This is a genomic window from Nonomuraea sp. LP-02, from assembly GCF_036289125.1.
Classification (GTDB): Bacteria; Actinomycetota; Actinomycetes; order Streptosporangiales; family Streptosporangiaceae; genus Nonomuraea; species Nonomuraea bangladeshensis.
Map to the genome: position 1 here is coordinate 3,688,217 of NZ_JAXCLK010000001.1, position 17,544 is coordinate 3,705,760.

Here is a 17,544-nt window from a genome sequence, read left to right on the forward strand (position 1 = left end):
GGGACCAGGATGAAGGAACTCAGCGACGTACGAAGGACCACCCGCGAGCTCGTCGGCGCATGGCTGCGGGCCGGCCGGTTCACCCCCGCCTGCGACGCCTGGCTGCGCGGCTACGACCTCGGCTTCACCAGGGCCATGGCCGAACACGGCCTCATCGGGATCTCCTGGCCGGTCGAGTACGGCGGCGGCGGCGGATCGGCGCGCAGCCGGCTGGTCGTGACCGAGGAGCTCCTGCGGGCCGGGGCCCCGGTCGCCGCCCACTGGATCGCGGACCGGCAGATCGGGCCGTCCATCGTGCGGCACGGCAGCGAAGCCGCCAAGGCGCGGTTCCTGCCCGCGATCGCTGCTGGCGAGGTCACCTTCTGCCTCGGGATGAGCGAGCCGGACTCGGGCTCCGACCTGGCCTCGGTCCGTACGACGGCGGTCCGTGCCGAGGGCGGCTGGCTGATCACCGGCAGGAAGATCTGGACCAGCCAGGCGCACCGGTCGACGCACGCCTACGTGCTCGCCCGCACCGGGAAGGGAGAACGCAAGCACGAAGGGCTGACCGAGTTCATCGTCGACATGAGCGCGCCCGGCGTCGACGTGCGGCCGATCCACGACCTGGCGGGCGAGCACCACTTCAACGAGGTCACCTTCGACGAGGTCCTCGTCCCCGACGAGCACGTGCTCGGCACCGTGGGCGACGGATGGACGCAGGTCACCGAACAGCTGGCGCTGGAACGCGGCGGCGTCGAGCGGGTGCTGAGCACGTACCCGCTGCTCGCCGCGGCGATCGAGGCCGCGGACGTCCTCGACGCCGGCGCGGCGGAGCGGACCGGCGAGGTGCTGGCCAGGCTGGCGACGTTGCGCGCGATGGCGTTCGACGTGGCGTCCGCGACGGACGCGGGGCGCGCGCCCGTCCACGAGGCGGCCATGCTGAAGGACCTCGGCACCACGCTGGAGCGGGACGTCAACGAGCTGGCCAGGATCCTGCTCGACACCGAGGCGGACCCGGGCGCGGCCGGCGCCGAGGGCCTGCTGGCGCAGGGCATCCTGGCCGCGCCGGGGTTCACCATCCGGGGCGGCACTACGGAGGTGCTGCGCACGGTCATCTCGCGGGGGGCCGTACGCGCCGCCGGAGGCCGCTCCGCAGCGGGCGGCGGCGGCGAGCTCGGCGAGGTGGTGGACCAGGTCCTCGCCGGCCACGGCGGCGAGCCGGGCGACGCGCTGCCCGCCGTCTGGCACACGGTACGCGAGCTCGGCTGGGCGGCCGTCGGGGTGGATGAGGAACGCGGCGGCGAGGGCGGCGACCTGGACGACGTGGTGACGATCGCCGAGGGTCTCGGCCGGCACTGCGTCTCCGTCCCGGCCCTCGAAACCATCCTCGCCCACCGCGCCTTGGCCAAAGCCGGCCACAACATCACCGGCGCACTCACCACCGCGGTAACGACTGGGCAGGCCACCACCGGGCAGGCCACCGCTGGGGATGCCATCACCGAGCAGGCCGCCGCCGCTGGGAAGGTCGCCACCGTCGCCGTGCCCAGGCGCGGCGACCGCGTCCATCTCACCGCCGACGGCCTGCTGCACGGGAGCGTCTCCAAGGTGCCGTGGGGACGGTACGCGGAGCTGGTGGTGGTGCTCGCCACGCTCGAGTCCGGCGGGCAGGCGCTCACCGAGGTGCGCGCCGGCGCGACGGGGTTGCGCTGGACCCCTGGCACGAACCTCGCCGGTGAACCCCGCGACGACCTGCACCTCGACGGAACCCCCGCCGACGTGCTGCACCTGAACGAGCCCTCCGCAACCCTGCTCGACGAGCCGCACTCCGGCTCGTCCCACAGGCCGCCGGACATTCTCGCCGAGGCCGCGCTGCTGCGGGCCGCCGCCCTGACCGGCGCCCTCGGCGCCGCACTCGACCGGACCGTCGAGCACGCGACGGTACGCGAGCAGTTCGGCAAGCCGCTCATCGCCTTCCAGGCCGTGGCGCACCTGGTGGCGTCCCTGGCCTCCGAGGTCGAGTCCGCCCGCGTCGCGGTGCGGCGCGCCACCCGGGCGATGGCGCACGGCGATCCGGACGCCTGGACCAGGGTCGCCGCGGCCCGCGTGATCACCGGCCGCGCCGCGACCGAGGGCGCGCGCATCGCCCACCAGGTGCACGCGGCGATGGGCATCACCCGTGAACACTCCCTGCACCTGGCCACCCGGCGGCTCTGGGCCTGGCGCGACGAGTTCGGCACCGCCCGCTGGTGGTCGGAACAGCTCGGCCGGACGTTCGTCGAACGCGGACCGGACCGGCTGTGGCACTGGATCACCGAGGAAGAATCGTGAGGAGCACCTGATGGACAAGGTCATCGTGGAGTCGGACGGCGGGCTGCGCGTCCTGACGCTCAACCACCCGGACAAGCGCAACATCATCGACGACACCATGCGGGCGGAGCTGGTGCGGGCGGTGACCGCGATCCGCTCCGACCGGGAGGCCACCGCCCTGGTGGTGACGGGAGCGGGATCGGCGTTCTGCGGTGGCGCCGACCTGCCGGCCATCTTCGGCGACCGCACGCGGGACGTCGGGACCCTGCACGACGACCTGCAGAAGGTGTACGAGAGCTTCCTGATCCTCCGCTCCCTGTCCATTCCCACCATCGCCGCCGTGAACGGACCCGCGATCGGGGCCGGGCTGAACCTCGCGATGGCCTGTGACCTGCGTATCGCCGGTGAGGGGGCGCGGTTCGGTGCGACGTTCTCCCAGATCGGCCTGCATCCCGGCGGCGGCTGCACCTGGTTCCTGGTGCAGGCGCTCGGCACGCAGCGCGCGCTGAAACTGCTCCTGGACGGGGGCACGCTCACGGGCGCGGAGGCGGTGGAGGCGGGCCTGGCGCTGTCGGTCGAGGACGATCCGGTGGCCGCCGCGACGGCCTTGGGGCGTACGTACGCGGAGCTGGACCCCCGGCTGGTGCGGCACATCAAGAGCGCGGTGCGGATCGCGGCGACCGAGGGCTTCGACGCCACGCTCGAGTTCGAAGCCTGGGCGCAGGCGTACTCGGCGACCCAGCCACGCATCCACGAGGTCCTGGCCCGCTTCCGCAAGTGAGCGGGGCTCGGGTCGGGTGGGACGGCGCCGCTCCGGCAGTCCTCGCCCCGGCAGTCATGCCCCGGCGGGCCCGTTCCGGCGGGCCTGCACGGCGGCTGCTTCGGGGGTGGTGTGGGCGCGGGTGATCAGGCCGGTGGTGGCTGGAGCAGGGGGGCGACGAGGGTGGCGAACTCCTCCGGTGTGGTGATCGGCACGCCGAGTTGCTGGGCCTTGGTGTGTTTGGAGCCCGCCTTCTCCCCCGCCACCAGCAAAGACGTCCGGGCGGACACGCTGGAGGAGGCCTTGCCGCCGGCGCGCTCGATCAGCTCGTTGACCTCGTTGCGGGACAGCGCCGCGAGCGGCCCGGTCATCGTGCCGGTGACCACCACCGACATCGAGGCCAGTGGCAGCTCCTTCGTCATCACTGAATCCGCTGCCTGCGCGTCCGCCGTCGCTTCCACGGCGGGCGGCGTGGCGCCGGGCTCGGTCATGTTGACGCCCGCGCGTACGAGTTTGTCGATGAGCGGGGCGAGCTCGGTCAGCTCGTCCACCACCACCGGCGCCTTCTCCGGGCCGATGCCGTCCACCTGCTGGATCGCGTCGGGGTCGGCGGCGCGGATCGCGTCCATGGTGGCGAAGTGGCGGGCGATGCGGCGGCTCATGGATCGGCCCGTGCCGCGTACGCCCAGCGCGCAGAACACCCGGCTGAGCGGCCGGCCCTTGGCCCGGTCGAGGGCGGCCAGGAGGTTGTCGGTGCTGGTGGCGCCCATGCGTTCGAGGCCGAGCAGCTGCTCGCGGGTCAGGTAGAACAGGTCGGCGAAGTCGGCGATGAGACCGGCGTCGAGCATCTGCCTGATGCGGTTCTCCGCCAGGCCCTCGATGTCGAGCTGGTCACGGCCGGCGGCGTACACGATGGAGGCGATCGCACGGCACCCGCGCCCGCGCACGCACCGCCACCGCTCCTGCGAGGTGTCGATCGCGTCGCCGCACGACGGGCAGACCTGGGGGATGTCGATAGGCCGCTCGTCGCCGGTGCGCAGGTGCACGACCGGCGCCTCGACCCGTGGGATGACGTCGCCCGCCTTGTAGACGGTGACGCTGTCGCCGATCATGAGGCCGCGGCGGGCGATGTCGGCGGCGTTGTGCAGGGTCGCGTACGTGACGAGGCTGCCGTCGAGCTCGACCGGCTCCAGCACGGCGCGCGGGGCGATGACGCCGGTGCGGCCGGTGTTCCACTCCACGGCCAGCAGCTTGGTGATCTTTTCTGTGGCGGGCAGCTTGTAGGCGACTGCCCAGCGCGGCGCGCGCGAGCTGAACCCGGCCTGCGCCTGGTCGGCGGCCAGATCGCACTTGATCACGATGCCGTCGATGCCGAACGGCAGCTCGGCCCGGACCGCCGCGATCTCGCCCACCCGCTCCTGGACGCGCTCCAGCGTGCCGGCGACGATGCCCGCGACCGGCGTGGCCGCCGTGGTCTGCACCCCCTGCGCGGCCACCCACTCCATGACCTGGCTGTGCGGCAGCTCGCGCAGTCGCGCGGCCTGCTCGGAGTCGTCGTCGGGCCGCGGCAGCGCGCCGTAGCCGAAGAAGGTCAGCTCGCACACGTAAGGGCGGTCCTGCGCCCGCAGCGTGCCCGCCGCCGCGCTGCGCGGGTTGGCGAACGTGGTGCCGTCGTGCGCCCGCCGCTTGGCGCACGCCTCCTCGAACTGGCTGGTGGTCATCATGACCTCGCCGCGCAGCTCCACCGTGACCGGCTCGGCCAGCCGGTCGGGCAGGCCGACGATGGTGCCGATGGCGTGCGAGACGTCCTCACCCGCGACCCCGTCGCCGCGCGTGACGAGCTGTGCCAGCCGGCCGCGCCGGTAGCGGGCCGAGATCGCGAGGCCGTCGAGCTTGGGCTCCACGCTCCACGCCGCCACCGGACGGCCGAGCCGCCGCTCCAGCGAGGCCGCCCAGTCGGCGAGCTGCTCGGGGCCGAACACGTTGTCCAGGCTCAGCATGGGCACCGTGTGCGGAACGTCGCCCACGACGGCCCCGCCCGCCACCTTGCCGGTCGGCGAGGCGGGCAGCACCTCGCCCGGGTGCTCCTCCTCGTAGGCGGCGATGCCGCGGACCAGCCGGTCGTAGGCGTCGTCGTCGAGCGTCGAGGTGCCGTCGGCGTAGTAGGCCGCGGCGGAGTCGACGGCGAGTTGCACGGCCTCGGCGTATGCCGTGGCGTCGGCCGGCACGGTGAAGGGGGGCGTCTCGGTCATGGCTCCATCATGGCGATCGCCACCGACACTTCCGGGTTCGCCGCGCGCGATGGGCCGGATCGCGTTCGCCCTGGCATGCAGGGCGAACGGGGCGTGAGGAGAGGATCGCACCGGCGGCCGGTGCGATCCTCTCGTTCTCGGTGGCGATGATCAGACGTAGCGAGCGAGACGGCCGCGGCGTGGCCTGACTCGGCTCAGTCGATCAGTTCGGTTGGTCGGCTCGTTCGATCGGTCGATCGGCTTGATCGGTCGATCGGCTCGGTTGGTTTGGTCGGGTTGGGTCGGCTCGATCGGGTTGGGTGGGCTTGGTCGGTTGGTCGATCGGTGGTTGGTCGGTCGGCTTGGTTGGCTTGGTCGGTCGGCGCTGATCGGGGTGATCAGCGGCCACCGCCGCCGCCACCTCCGCCTCCGCCGCCGCCGCCACCACCACCGCCTCCGCCGCCGCCTCCGCCGCCGCCTCCGCCACCACCACCGCCGCCGCCACCGGCGCGGTTGATGTTCTGGTTGTTGATGTCGACGTTGGCGCCGCCGCCACCGCCTCCACCTCCACCGCCTCCACCACCGCCGCCACCACCGCCGCCGCCACCACTGCGGATGGCACGGCAACGGGCCGGGTTCCGGTGGAACCTGCAGGGAGTCTGGGTGGTGAGGCTTTCCGTCGTCGTCGCGCTCTGAGCGGTGGGCTCAGCGGCAGCGGCCGGGGCCGAGGCCGCCACCGGGACGGCAAGGGCCGAGGCCGTCATCGCGGCGGCCGCGAGGAGGTTCTTGACGCTGGTCATGTCAGTTCACCTTCCGCTGGTGCTTGGGACGGAGGGCCATTCCGGGTCCTGACTGAACACCGGGTCTCGGCCCGAACTCGAATCCACGCTAGGGCGACGCCCCGGCCCGCCTGATCCCATGGCGGCAAAGGCTGGGCTGCCCTTATTTTGAGCGCCGTAGGAGTACGGTGAGGTCCGTAAGAACCGGCATGACCAGGACAAAAGAGCAGGCCAACGACGGCCGACGTTCGTCGAGGGATGCCGATGTCCTTCGCGCGATGCATCGCGACAGAAGGAGCAGCCGGTAAAGGGGCCGGGGCCCACGACGGCGGGCCCGGAGGCCGCCGAGCTTTACGACCTGAAGGCAGCGGTAGAGCAGGCGGCCCGCTCCGGTTGCGTTTGCGTGACCGGAGCGGGCCTCCCGGGGCGGGCTTTTCGATGCCGGTGAGTAGCGTCAGATGAGCTGGGTGTAGTCCAGCCCGGCGTAGCCGGCGCCGCGCGCGAAGTGCGGCGATCCCTTGGCCAGGCGGATCATGTTGTAGCCCGCCCGCAGGCTCACCGTGGTCCAGGTGCCGGTGGCGTTCGCGTAGCCGATGGTCATCGTCCAGGTGACCGTCGGTGCGGGAGATGCCGGAGTTGTCGATGCGGCCCTCGCAGGCTGGAGGAGGTCAGCCGCTGGGCGCGGAACACCGGGGCGTTCTCGGCCGCGTACCGCTGCTGGGCCGGAGACCGGCGACGAGGCGCTGGTGGCGGCCATGTTCGGCACGGACGCGCTGAGGGCGACGTCGACGGTCAGGGTGGAGCCGGCCGCGGGGGCCGGGGGTGGCGGTCAGAGCCACCAGAGGGACGACCAGGGCTGACGCGAGCACTCGGATGCGGGACACGAGCGTCACTCTTCTTGGGCGGAAGTGTTAGCGCTTACATCAAGGCGCGACGGCGATCAGGGGTTCCCTAGGGGGCTTCAAGGGGAGCGTGGGCCAACCGCGAGCGCCACGACAAGGCCGCCTGCTGCGACTCCCTGCGTGGCGGAGCCATGATCACCGCCTACGTGGCCTTGGTGCGCCCTGGAGAGTAGGACCAGGGTCCTGGATCGCCGCTGCTGGAACCGTCTCAGGGCAGGAAGAAACCGGCCGCCCGCGACGGCAGGCTGGAACCATGATCACGATACGCGCACGGAACCTCAGGAAGCGCCACGGCGGTGAACGCCGTAGGAGCAGGTGGCCGGTCATCGCCGTAGCCGTGGCGATGCTGATCGGGACGGCCCCGGCGGCGTCGGCTGCCGGGACTGACGGACCGCTGAGATGGCGGGACTGCGAGAGCGAGGGCGTACCCGCGGGCATGCAGTGCGCTGAGATCGATGTCCCCGCGGATTGGGCGAAGCCGCAGGGACGGAAGATCACGCTGGAGCTGGCCCGGCTGCCGGCCACTGAGCAGCCACGCCGGCTCGGCAGCGTCCTGGGCATCTCCAGCGGTTACGGGATCCAGGACCTGACCCGTTCCGCGGCGGATCTCACCGAGCTGCGGCGCAGGTTCGATCTGGTCGGCTACGACACGCGTACCACCACGTGGATCACACACATGCCCCAGGCATGCACGCAGCCGGGGGTGTCCCTGCACGATCCGCGCAACGCGAAGGAGTTCGCGGCGCTGGCCGCGGCGATGACCGACGCGTTCGAGAAGTGTCAGAAGGCGGACACGACGGGGCTGTTCGCGCACCTGGACGCTTTGTCGATCGCCAGGGACACCGAGGCGATCCGCAAGGCGCTGGGCGAAGAGCGGCTGAGCTTCATGACCAGCGGCACCGGCGGGTCCGCGGCCGCCGCGTATGCCCGGTTGTTTCCACAGCGCATCCGGGCCATGTACCTCGATGGAGTGAACAACCAGACCGAGGGCTGGCCCGCGCAGCGGCTGCTGGGCCTGCCGGTCATGCAGCGGATGTTCGCCAGGTTCGCCGACTGGTGCGCGGAGACTCCCGCCTGCGCGCTGCACGGCGAGGACGCCGAGGCGGTGTGGCGCGGGCTCCTGCGGGATGCCGATCGCCATCCGATTCCGGTCACCTCATCCCAGTACGGCAAGGGGAAGCTGACCGGATGGCTGTTGACATCCACCCTCCCCCTCGACCCAGGGCCGGAGAACGCCGGCTGGCTGACCTTCGCGGCCGCGGTGGACAAGGCGCGGGGCGGGGACGGGTCGGGGTTCGCCGATCAGGCGCTCTTCAACGCGAGGTATTCGGCGACGCCCGGGGCGCAGGTGATGAGCTGCGGCGACGACCGCGGGTACACCAGCTATGCCCAGCTTGAGGACTTCCGCAGGAAAGCCCGGAAGATCGCACCCGAGTACGCGGGAGCGGCCATCGACGCGCTCGGCTGCACAGGCTGGCCACTGCCGGTCGCCAATCCATCCCGCCCGCTGCCCACGCGGGGTCTGCCGCCCTTCCTGGGGGTGGGCACCACGTGGTTCGACCACACCTCGACCAAGAGCTTCACCAGCATGATCCCGGGATCGGTGACCATCGCCTACGACGGACCCGGTCACGTCATGTACCTGTCAGGCAAGAAGTGCCCGATCCGGCACGCCACCAGGTACCTCACCGACCTGACACTCCCAGAACCGGGCACAGTCTGCCCCACCGAATGATCAACGCTCAGCGTCAGGGGCGGGTGACGAGGATGCCGTCCTCGTCGGAGAAGAGCTCGGCCCCCGGATGGAAGACCGCCTCGCCGAAGGTGACAGGGACGTCCCGCTCGCCGGCGCCCGTCTTGGTGCTCTTGCGTGGGTTCGAGCCGAGCGCCTTGACGCCGAGGTCCAGGTCGCGGAGAGCGGCGACGTCGCGGACCGCGCCGTTGATCACCACGCCGGCCCACCCGCTCGCCACCGCGATGCCCGCGATGACGTCGCCCATGAGCGCGGCGCGCAGGGAGCCGCCGCCGTCCACGACCAGCACGCGCCCCTCGCCGGGCTCGGACAGCACCGACTTGAGCAGGGCGTTGTCCTCGTGGCAGCGGACGGTCGCGATCCGGCCGGAGAAGGCGCGGCGGCCGCCGTACTGGCGCAGTTGCAGGTGGCAGGAGTCGAGCTGGTCGCCGCGCTCGTCGTACAGGTCGGCGGTGGAGATGGTCATGATCGCGCCCTTCCGTCGGCACGACTCTACGAGGTGGCGCGGGACCACACGCGAACGCCCCCGGCGGCGAGGACGGCGGCCGGGGGCGTCGGACGTTGGTGCTCCAGGCATCCCCGCTGGAGCGACGCCAGATTATCGGCTCAATGTCCGGTTTGTACAGGTTTTTTCGGTCAGCCGCCACACCCGAGCGGTCGCCGCACAAGGCGAACGCCTCGGCCGCCATGACAGCCGAGGCGTTCTACGGGCACTCGATCCCAATAGCCATATACCCACGTCGCCCGCCTTATATGCATATGTCCGTTTGGTGGGTAGGGCGGTCTTCACGACATAATGTATGCAACATCTTGCGCATGAGCCTGTACCAAGCCAGGATGCCGCCACCCGAGCGAGGAGTTGTATACATGTCGGCCGTGGATGACCTCAGAAGCCTCATCCTGGGCGGCCAGTACGCCCCAGGAGACCGGCTCGCCGAGGTCGAGCTGGCCGAGACCCTCGGCGTCAGCCGCACCCCCGTGCGCGAGGCGTTGCGCCGGCTGGCCGCGGAAGGGCTGGTCGAGCTCATCGCGAACAAGGGCGCCAGGGTCGTCGAGTACCCCCGCGACGACCTGGAGTCGATCTTCGAGCTGCGGGCCAGGATCGAAGGGCTGGCCGCCCGCCAGGCGGCGCTCGCCGCCGCCCCGGAGGACGCCGACCTGCTGCACGCCATCGCCGTGGAGCTGCGCGAGCACGCCGACCGGGACGACCTCGACGCCGTCTACCGGCTCAACGCCGACTTCCACCAGGCCCTGGTCCGGCTCGGCGGCAGCACGCTGCTGGCCCAGCAGATCAGCATGCTCGTCCACTCCCCCGTCCTGCTGCGCACCTACGGCTCCTTCGACAAGGAGGCCATGGACCGCAGCGCCGGCCACCACCTGGAGATCGCCGCGGCCGTCCGCGCCGGCGACCCCGACTGGGCGGAGGCGGTCATGAGGGCCCACCTGTTCTCGGCCCGCGCGTCGTTGCTGGGCCCCCGGCACCAGGAGAGCAAGGCATGAGAGGACTCCCGCTCGGCGACGTCCGGGTCGTGGAGCTCGGGCAACTGATCGCCGGCCCGTTCTGCGGCCAGTTGCTCGGCGACTTCGGCGCCGAGGTGATCAAGGTCGAGGATCCCCGCAAGGGTGACCCCATGCGCCAATGGGGCAGGGAGAAGCCGCACGGCAAGTCGCTGTGGTGGCCGGTCGTGGCCCGCAACAAGAAGTCGGTGACCTGTGACCTGCGCACCCCCGAGGGCCAGGAGCTCGTCCGCCGCCTGGTCGCGAAGTCCGACGTGCTGCTGGAGAACTTCCGCCCCGGCACGCTGGAGCGCTGGGGTCTCGGCCCGGAGCGGCTGCACGAGCTCAACCCCCGGCTCGTCATCACGCGCGTGACCGGCTACGGCCAGACCGGCCCGTACGCCCCCCGCGCCGGCTACGGCTCGATCGGCGAGGCCATGGGCGGCATCCGGTACGTCACCGGCGACCCGTCGCTGCCCCCGTCGCGGGCCGGCATCTCGCTGGGCGACTCGCTGGCCGCCACGTACGCCTGCCTCGGCACCCTGGTCGCGCTGCACGAGCGCGAGCGCAGCGGCCGCGGCCAGGTCGTCGACTCGGCGATCTACGAGTCGGTGCTGACCGTGATGGAGTCGCTGCTGCCGGAGTGGCAGCAGGCCGGCTATCAGCGGGAACGCACCGGCGCCGTGCTGCCGAACGTCTCGCCGAGCAACGTCTACCCGACCGCAGACGGCGACAGCGTCCTCATCGCGGCCAACCAGGACAGCGTGTTCGCCCGCCTGGCCGCCGTGATGGGCCGCCCGGAGCTGGCGGAGGACGAGCGCTACGCCACGCACGCGGCCCGCGGCGCGAACATGGCCGAGCTGGACGGCCTCATCGCGGCCTGGTCGGCGACGCTGCCCGCCCAGGACCTGCTCGGCCTGCTGCACGCGGCAGGGGTGCCGGCCGGGCGGATCTACCGCGCGGCCGACATGTTCGCCGACCCGCACTTCGCCGCCCGCGAGGCCATCGTCCGCGTCGCGCACCCCGACTTCGGGGAGCTGGCCATGCAGAACGTCGCGCCGAAGCTGTCGGACACGCCAGGCGCGGTCCGCTCCCCCGGGCCGGAGCTGGGCCGGCACAACCATGAGATCTACCACGGCCTGCTCGGCCTCACCCGGGAGGAGACGGACCGGCTCTCGGCCGGCGGGATCATCTAGCCCCCCGGGCGTCCAGCGACCCGCAGGCGGGCCGCAAGCGTCCCGGCGCTCAATGGTGCACGTATCGCACGGACCGCCACCCGGGAGAGCCGATGAACCGTCACCTCCGCGCCCTGCTCGGCGTCACCGCCGCCGCCGTGATCGCCACGACCCTCGCGAGCCCCGCGCAGGCGGCCACGGGGGGCCGGCCTTTCCTGTTCACCTACACCTTCGCCGGTCATCTCAAGGTGGCCGGCGGCAACTTCACCGTCGGCGGCCGGGTCTTCGTGAGCGTCAAGCACAGCAACGGCGTCTCGGCCTTCGGCAAGTGGGCGGTGGCCCGTACGCATCCGGTGACGCCGGGCGGGGCCGTCTACGTGGACACGCCGCTCGCCTCCCCGTGCAACGGCAGCCGCAACGGCTACGCCGAGGCGTACGACGCCGTCACCAGGACGTGGTCCGCCCGCCTGCCGGTGACCGTGTGCCGCAGGATCGACTGAGGGTCAGGCGCACTTGCCCTTGAGCCAGGCCCGGTACTCCTTGGTGTAGTTGGTCATCACGCTCGCCGGGGCCGCGTCGAGCACGCTCTGCCAGCGGGCGGTGTTGCCGGTCCAGGACGGCGGCGGCTCCTCCCAGCCCACGCTGTCGGTCCAGCGGGCCGCGCCGCCCTTGAGCAGCGTGGGGTGGCGCTTGGCCAGCTCGGCCTGGATCCAGGTGTCGGTCGAGTAGACCAGGATGCGCTGGGCGCCCTGCCGCTCCTTGATCGGGTCGGAGATCTCCTTCCAGGCGGCCGCCGCGTACGTGGCGTTCGACAGGATGGGCTTCGTCTCGGGCTTGATCTCCAGGAGGGCGACCAGGCCGCGTGAGCGCACCTGGTCGAGCCATTCGCGCAGCGTGTAGACCCGCTCCCCCGTGTAGGGGCCGCGCGTGATGGTGCGGCTCTGCAGGTTGCCGGTGCCGGCGGCCCACCAGAGGTCGGTGATGTTCTGCTTGGTACCGGTCAGCCCGTTGGTGGAGGTGTTGTGCCACATGACGGCCTTGGTGCCCTGCCGGGTGAGCTGCACGTCGCCCTCCACCCCGTCGGCGCCCCAGCTCTTCTGGTCGTTGAGCGCCCGTGGGTTGTTGGGCTGGCGGATCTTGTCCCGGTCCCAGGGGTTGGCGCCGGTCGGGTAGCCGCCGTGGCCGAAGACCTGGGGGCAGGCGACCGCCGCGCGGGTGGCGCTCGTGCCGGCGTGGGCGGGAAGCCCGGTGGCCGGGATCGTCACGGCCAGCGCCGTGGCCAGCGACACCGCTCTGGTCCTCGTTCTCATGGGGCGACAGGCTATGCGCGGCGACGCTCATGATCAAGGGCCACCGAATCCGATTCTTTACGTATCGACACCCATTCCGGCACGGGGTCGTTCTGGTCGGCGGCATCGGCCTGCTCATGCTGGTCGCGGGCGCGGTGACCGTGCTGATCGGGCTCGTGGCCTTCCGCTACCGGCCGGTCCGGCGGCTGGAGGACGACCTGCCGGACGCGATCCCGGACGGCGTGGTCGTGGCCGGCGAGGACCTGATCCAGCGGCAGGCGGACAGCCGGCTCGCCGGGTGAGCACGTTCAGCTGCGCAGGAAGGCGGCGATCTCCGGCACCAGCCGCTCGTGGGCGTCCTCCAGCACGTAGTGGCCGGCGTCCGGGTAGGCGCGCACGGTCGCGTGCGGCAGGCGGCGGCGCCACTCGCGCAGCATCGCGCGGTCGAAGACCGGGTCGCGCAGCCCCCAGCCGATCAGCACGGGCCGGTCGGCGAACGCACGCACGCCCTCCGCGGCCTGCACCAGCAGCGGCCAGGCCCGGTCGGCCGGGCCGAGCGGGATGTCGGTGACGAAGCGGCGGACCGCCACCCGGTGCCCGGGGTCGCGGCCCGGGGCGAGGAAGGCGGCGCGCACATCCCTCGGCAGGCGGCGGCGCAGCCCGAACGGCGGCAGCGTGGCCAGCCGGGCGAAGGCGTGATGGCGCAGGAACAGGCGCTCGCCCGCCGCGGTCTCGCGCAGCAGCCAGAACGGCAGCCGCAGCGCGGGCCGTACGCGCTCGCCGTACGGGCTGGGGAAGGCCGCGGTGTTGAGCACGACGAGCCGGGCCACCCGGCCGGGATGGCGGGCGGCCCAGGCCATGCCGATCGGGCCGCCCCAGTCGTGCATCACCAGCGTCCAGCCGCGGTCGGGAACGCCCTCGTGCTCGACGAGGTACGCGGTCAGCGCGTCCAGGTCGGCCACGCGGGTGGCCAGGGTGTGGGCGTAGCGGTCCTCGCCCGGCTTGTCCGACAGGCCCATGCCGATGTGGTCGGGCGCGAGGCAGCGGTGCTCGCCGCGCAGCGCCGTGATCAGCCGCCGCCACAGGTAGCTCCAGGACGGGTTGCCGTGCAGCATGAGCACCGGCGCGCCCGCGCCCTCGTCCACGTAGTGCTGGCGCAGGCCGTCCCGCACGAACCAGCGGGACGCGAACGGGTAGCCGGGCAGGCGGGAGGCGTCCACGCTCAGCTCCCCGCCGGCGCGGACGACAGGTGGGCGGCGAGCCGGGACAGGCCCTCCGCCGTCGTGACGCGCGGCGCGTAGCCGAGGTCGCGGCGGGCGGCCGACAGGTCGAACCAGTGGGACGTGGTCGCCTGCACGGCGATCATCCGGGTGAGCGGCGGACTCGCCCCGGCCAGCCGGCACCCGTGCTCGACCACCCCGGCCACCAGCCGCGCCAGCCGGGCGGGCACCCGCGGCCGTACGGGGCCGAGCCCGGCCGCCGCCAGCAGGCCGTTGACCCACTGCGCGATCGGGACCGGCTCGTCCTGGGCGACGAAGTAGGCGCGCCCGGCGACCGGGCGGCCGGGGGCGAGCGCGTCCAGGGCCAGCAGGCACGCTTCGGCGGCGTTGTCGACGTACACGGTGTCGATCAGCTTGCCGGGGGCGCGCGGCAGCAGCAGCCGGCCGCGCCGGGCCCGCGCGGTCAGCTGCGGCAGGAAGTGCGGGTCGCCCGGCCCCCAGATGAGGTGCGGCCGCAGCGCCACAGTGGCCAGCCGCGCGCCGCTCGCGGCCAGCACGATGCGCTCGGCCGCCGCCTTCGTCGCCGGGTAGGGGGCGAGATGGCGGCGGGCGTACGGGACGGACTCGTCCACGCCCTCCAGGTCGCGGCCGTCGTGCACGACGCTCGGCGAGGAGACGTGCACGAGGCGGGCGATCCCGGCGCTCAGGCAGGCGTCGACCACGTGGGCCGTGCCGTGCACGTTGATCGTGCGGAAGTCGCTCGCCGCGCCCCACAGCCCGGCCAGCGCGGCGCAGTGCACCACCGCGTCGTGCCCGGCGACGACGGCGCGGACCCGGTCGAGGTCGCGGACGTCCCCGGTGCGCTGGAGGACGCCGTACGCGTCCAGCTCAGGACGCCGGCTGCGCTGGAACGCGGTCACCCGGTCGCCGCGCGCGGCGAGCAGCCGGCACACGGCCTGCCCGAGGAAGCCGCCGCCGCCGGTCACCAGCACGTTCATCGCCCGGCCTCCCTCAGCTCGCGGGCGGCCCAGCGGGCCAGCAGCGGGCGGCGGATCTTGCTGGCGTGCCGGACGTCCATCGGGAACCCCGGATGCGGCAGCACCTCGGCGACGGCGGGCGGGGCGTGCTCGCGTACCAGGGCGAGGACCGCGCGGCGCTCGCGCCCGGAGACGCCGGGCTCGCACTCCACGCAGAGCACCGGCCGGCGGCGGCCCTCCGGCCCCACGCCCACGAGCGCGGTGCGGCGCACGCCGGGCAGGTCGTTGACGATCGGTTCGACCTGGTCGGTGTAGAGGTCGCCGGCGGCCGTGCGGACCCGCTCGCCCTTGCGGCCGGCGAACCAGAGGCGGCCCCGCTCGTCCATCCACCCCAGGTCACCCATGCGGTGCACGGGCGTGCCGCCGTCGTCGATGCGGGCCAGGGCGGAGTCGTACGGGCGACCGAGGTAGGGGTCGCTCACCGCCGGCCCGGTCACGGTGATCTCCCCGACGGTGCCCGGCGGCACCAGCAGGTCGTCCGACCAGTACGGGACGGGCTCGTCCGTGACGGCGATGACGCGGACCCGGTTGCCCGGCAGCGGCGCGCCCAGGAACGTGCCCGCTCCCCTCGCCGTGTCCTCGGCGGTCCCGGTGAGCTCGGCCGCGTTCGCGGCGCTGACCAGGAGGCATTCGGTGGCGCCGTACACGGAGAGCAGTTCGGCCCCCTCCGGCAGGCAGCGCAGGGCGCGGCGCAGGACCGCGTGCGGCAGCGGCGCGCCCGCGGTGAGCACGGTACGGACGCCGTCCAGCGTGAGGCCGCGCTCCAGGCAGTGGCGGGCCAGCCCGTCCAGCAGCGCGGGCGCGGCGAACAGGCCGGTGACGCGGTGCGCGCGGATCGACTCCGCCATCGCGGCGGGATCGCTGCGGGCGGGACGGCGCAGGTTCAGCCGGGGGACGACGGAGGCGCAGCCCATGACGGGCGCGGCGATCGCGAACGGCAGGAACGTGGACCAGACCGTCGCACCCGGCTGCAGCGCCCCCAGACGGGTCAGCAGCTCCAGTTGCCCGGCCAGGTGCCGGTGCCGGAGCGGCACGCCCTTGGGCACGCCGGTGGAGCCGGAGGTGAAGGCCACGAACGCCGGACCGTCGTCCTCCCCGCGCGGCGCGGGCCAGGAGCCGGGCGGCGACGGGCGGGCCAGCCGCAGCGTACGGGGGCCCACGGTGATCGTGGTCCGTACGCTGTCGCGGGCCCAGCCCAGCAGCACACGGGCGAGGTGGGCGAGGGGCACGCCGATGAACGCCTGCGGCGCGGCCTCGGCCAGGCACCTCCTCATGGCGCGCACGCCGAGGCCCGGGTCGATGAGCACGGGGACGGCCCGCAGCCGGAGCAGAGCGTGGATCAGCGCGACCAGCTCCCGGCCCGGCGGCACCATGACGGCGGTCGTCGTCCCCGCGCCGACGCCCGCGCGGCCCAGGGCCAGGGCGGTGCGGCCGATCAGGTCGTCCAGCTCGCGGTACGTGAGCGTCTCGGAGCCTCTGCCGCGCCGTCCGTCGATGCGGCAGACGACGGCCTCAGGACGGGCATGCGGCCAGCGTCCGGTCAGCTCAGCCTCGGCGGCGAAGAGCCGGGCAGCATCCATGAAAAGCACTCCCTCCCGGTGTGTCGCGTTTTGGGCGATCCGTGCGCGGTAACTATTCGTAGCAATACGTTACTCAACGTGACTAGGAGTAAGAACATGCGCCGATTCATCGCCGTCATCGCTGCCGGGACGGCCACAGCCGTGCTGCCGCTCGCCGCGTCGATCCCGGCCTACGCCGCTCCCGCTCCCGACGTACCTGCGCCGGCTCCGATCGCGGCCGAACCCATGCCCGAGCCCGCACCTGCGCCAGAGCCGGCGGCCGCGCCCGAGCCGGCCGTCGACGAGGCCGCCGCACCCGAGCCCGCCGCCGCACCCGAGCCCGCCGCGGACGGGCCGGTCGTGAACGAGGCCGCCGCGCCCGAGCCGGCCGCTGCGCCTGAGCCGGCCGTGGACGAGGCCGCCGCGCCCGAGCCCGCCCCCGCGCCCGAGCCCGCCGTGGACGAGGCCGCCGCGCCCGAGCCCGCACCCGAGCCCGAGCCCGCCGCCGCGCCCGAGCCGGCCGTTGAAGAGGTCGCCGCGCCCGCACCGGCCGTCGACGAAGCCGCCGCACCCGAGCCGGCCGCCGCACCCGAGCCCGCCGTGGACGAGGCCGCCGCGCCCGCACCGGCTGTGGACGAGGCCGCCGCGCCTGAGCCGGCCGCCGACGAGGCCGCCGCACCCGCGCCCGCCGACGAGGCCGTCGTGGACGAGGCCGCCGCGCCCAAGCCCGCCGTTGAAGAGGTCGCCGCGCCCGAGCCGGCCGCCGCGCCCGAGCCGGCCGTGGACGAGGCCGCCGCGCCTGAGCCCGCCGCCGACGAGGCCGCCGCACCCGCGCCGGCCGCCGACGAGGCTGTCGCGCCTGAGCCGGCCGCGGACGGGGCTGCCGCGCCCGTGCTCGCCGACGTGTAGGCCCGAAGCCCCGTCGGCGGGGCCGATGCCCGTGCCCGGCGCCGACAGGTCCGCGCCCGGCGCACATGGGGCCCGGCCCGCCCCAGCAGCCCGACGCTGCTGGTCCGCATGGGCGGCACCTCCCACGGCCGGCTGGTGGGCGGCCTC

At 73.4% G+C, this 17,544-nt stretch carries 16 protein-coding genes; 8 read left to right on the forward strand and 8 right to left on the reverse strand.

The window, feature by feature from the left end:
* Window positions 1–9 precede the first annotated feature (9 nt).
* Together SMD20_RS17175 and SMD20_RS17180 are read left to right on the forward strand one after the other, a co-directional pair.
* A complete protein-coding gene (locus SMD20_RS17175; protein WP_329581852.1) occupies window positions 10–2,307 on the forward strand; it encodes an acyl-CoA dehydrogenase family protein in 2,298 nt (765 codons plus the stop codon).
* Between the two features lie 10 nt (window positions 2,308–2,317).
* Entirely contained in the window at window positions 2,318–3,067 is a 750-nt protein-coding gene (locus tag SMD20_RS17180) for an enoyl-CoA hydratase (RefSeq protein WP_329581855.1), read from the forward strand.
* 125 nt (window positions 3,068–3,192) lie between these two features.
* Here the strand turns inward: SMD20_RS17180 and ligA are convergent, their stop codons facing one another.
* The 3 genes from ligA to SMD20_RS17195 all read right to left on the reverse strand — a co-directional run bounded on the left by ligA (window position 3,193) and on the right by SMD20_RS17195 (window position 6,657).
* Entirely contained in the window at window positions 3,193–5,298 is a 2,106-nt protein-coding gene (gene ligA / locus SMD20_RS17185; protein WP_329581858.1) for an NAD-dependent DNA ligase LigA, read from the reverse strand.
* A gap of 202 nt (window positions 5,299–5,500) precedes the next feature.
* Window positions 5,501–5,884, reverse strand: coding sequence for a hypothetical protein (locus SMD20_RS17190; protein ID WP_329581861.1), 384 nt, complete (start codon window positions 5,882–5,884; stop codon window positions 5,501–5,503).
* Window positions 5,885–6,510: 626 nt separating this feature from the next.
* Window positions 6,511–6,657, reverse strand: coding sequence for a hypothetical protein (locus tag SMD20_RS17195; protein WP_329581864.1), 147 nt, complete (start codon window positions 6,655–6,657; stop codon window positions 6,511–6,513).
* Between the two features lie 737 nt (window positions 6,658–7,394).
* Here SMD20_RS17195 and SMD20_RS17200 point away from each other — a divergent pair.
* Complete coding sequence (locus tag SMD20_RS17200; protein WP_329581867.1) at window positions 7,395–8,693, forward strand: alpha/beta fold hydrolase; 1,299 nt, start codon at window positions 7,395–7,397, stop codon at window positions 8,691–8,693.
* Between the two features lie 13 nt (window positions 8,694–8,706).
* Here SMD20_RS17200 and rraA read toward each other — a convergent pair whose 3' ends face one another.
* Window positions 8,707–9,177 (reverse strand): ribonuclease E activity regulator RraA, encoded by a 471-nt coding sequence (gene rraA / locus SMD20_RS17205; RefSeq protein ID WP_329581870.1) that lies wholly within the window; start codon window positions 9,175–9,177, stop codon window positions 8,707–8,709.
* A gap of 401 nt (window positions 9,178–9,578) precedes the next feature.
* Between rraA and SMD20_RS17210 the strand changes: the two genes are divergently transcribed.
* The 3 genes from SMD20_RS17210 (at window position 9,579) to SMD20_RS17220 (ending at window position 11,883) form a co-directional block, all read left to right on the forward strand.
* The gene (locus tag SMD20_RS17210; protein ID WP_329581873.1) at window positions 9,579–10,211 is read left to right on the forward strand and encodes a GntR family transcriptional regulator; all 633 of its coding nucleotides are present in this window, start codon (window positions 9,579–9,581) and stop codon (window positions 10,209–10,211) included.
* On the forward strand, window positions 10,208–11,404 hold the full coding sequence (locus tag SMD20_RS17215; RefSeq protein WP_329581876.1) for a CaiB/BaiF CoA transferase family protein: 1,197 nt from the start codon (window positions 10,208–10,210) through the stop codon (window positions 11,402–11,404). The genes SMD20_RS17210 and SMD20_RS17215 overlap by 4 nt, the downstream gene beginning before the upstream one ends.
* Window positions 11,405–11,496: 92 nt before the next feature.
* A complete protein-coding gene (locus tag SMD20_RS17220) occupies window positions 11,497–11,883 on the forward strand; it encodes a hypothetical protein (RefSeq protein ID WP_329581879.1) in 387 nt (128 codons plus the stop codon).
* Between the two features lie 3 nt (window positions 11,884–11,886).
* Here the strand turns inward: SMD20_RS17220 and SMD20_RS17225 are convergent, their stop codons facing one another.
* Window positions 11,887–12,693 carry a glycerophosphodiester phosphodiesterase gene (locus SMD20_RS17225; protein WP_329581881.1) on the reverse strand — a complete coding sequence of 269 codons (807 nt, stop codon included), beginning with the start codon at window positions 12,691–12,693 and terminating at the stop codon, window positions 11,887–11,889.
* A gap of 116 nt (window positions 12,694–12,809) precedes the next feature.
* On the opposite strand from SMD20_RS17225, the gene SMD20_RS17230 reads away from it, so the two are divergent.
* The gene (locus tag SMD20_RS17230; protein WP_329581883.1) at window positions 12,810–12,974 is read left to right on the forward strand and encodes a hypothetical protein; all 165 of its coding nucleotides are present in this window, start codon (window positions 12,810–12,812) and stop codon (window positions 12,972–12,974) included.
* Between the two features lie 6 nt (window positions 12,975–12,980).
* Here the strand turns inward: SMD20_RS17230 and SMD20_RS17235 are convergent, their stop codons facing one another.
* The 3 genes from SMD20_RS17235 to SMD20_RS17245 are packed head-to-tail and all read right to left on the reverse strand — an operon-like array spanning window position 12,981 to window position 16,509.
* Window positions 12,981–13,892: an alpha/beta fold hydrolase gene (locus tag SMD20_RS17235; protein ID WP_329581885.1), complete on the reverse strand. Its 912-nt coding sequence runs from the start codon at window positions 13,890–13,892 to the stop codon at window positions 12,981–12,983.
* Window positions 13,893–13,894: 2 nt separating this feature from the next.
* Window positions 13,895–14,890: an NAD-dependent epimerase/dehydratase family protein gene (locus SMD20_RS17240; protein ID WP_329581887.1), complete on the reverse strand. Its 996-nt coding sequence runs from the start codon at window positions 14,888–14,890 to the stop codon at window positions 13,895–13,897.
* A complete protein-coding gene (locus SMD20_RS17245; RefSeq protein WP_329581889.1) occupies window positions 14,887–16,509 on the reverse strand; it encodes a fatty acid CoA ligase family protein in 1,623 nt (540 codons plus the stop codon). The genes SMD20_RS17240 and SMD20_RS17245 overlap by 4 nt, the downstream gene beginning before the upstream one ends.
* 96 nt (window positions 16,510–16,605) lie before the next feature.
* On the opposite strand from SMD20_RS17245, the gene SMD20_RS17250 reads away from it, so the two are divergent.
* On the forward strand, window positions 16,606–17,397 hold the full coding sequence (locus tag SMD20_RS17250; RefSeq protein WP_329581892.1) for a hypothetical protein: 792 nt from the start codon (window positions 16,606–16,608) through the stop codon (window positions 17,395–17,397).
* Window positions 17,398–17,544 lie beyond the last annotated feature (147 nt).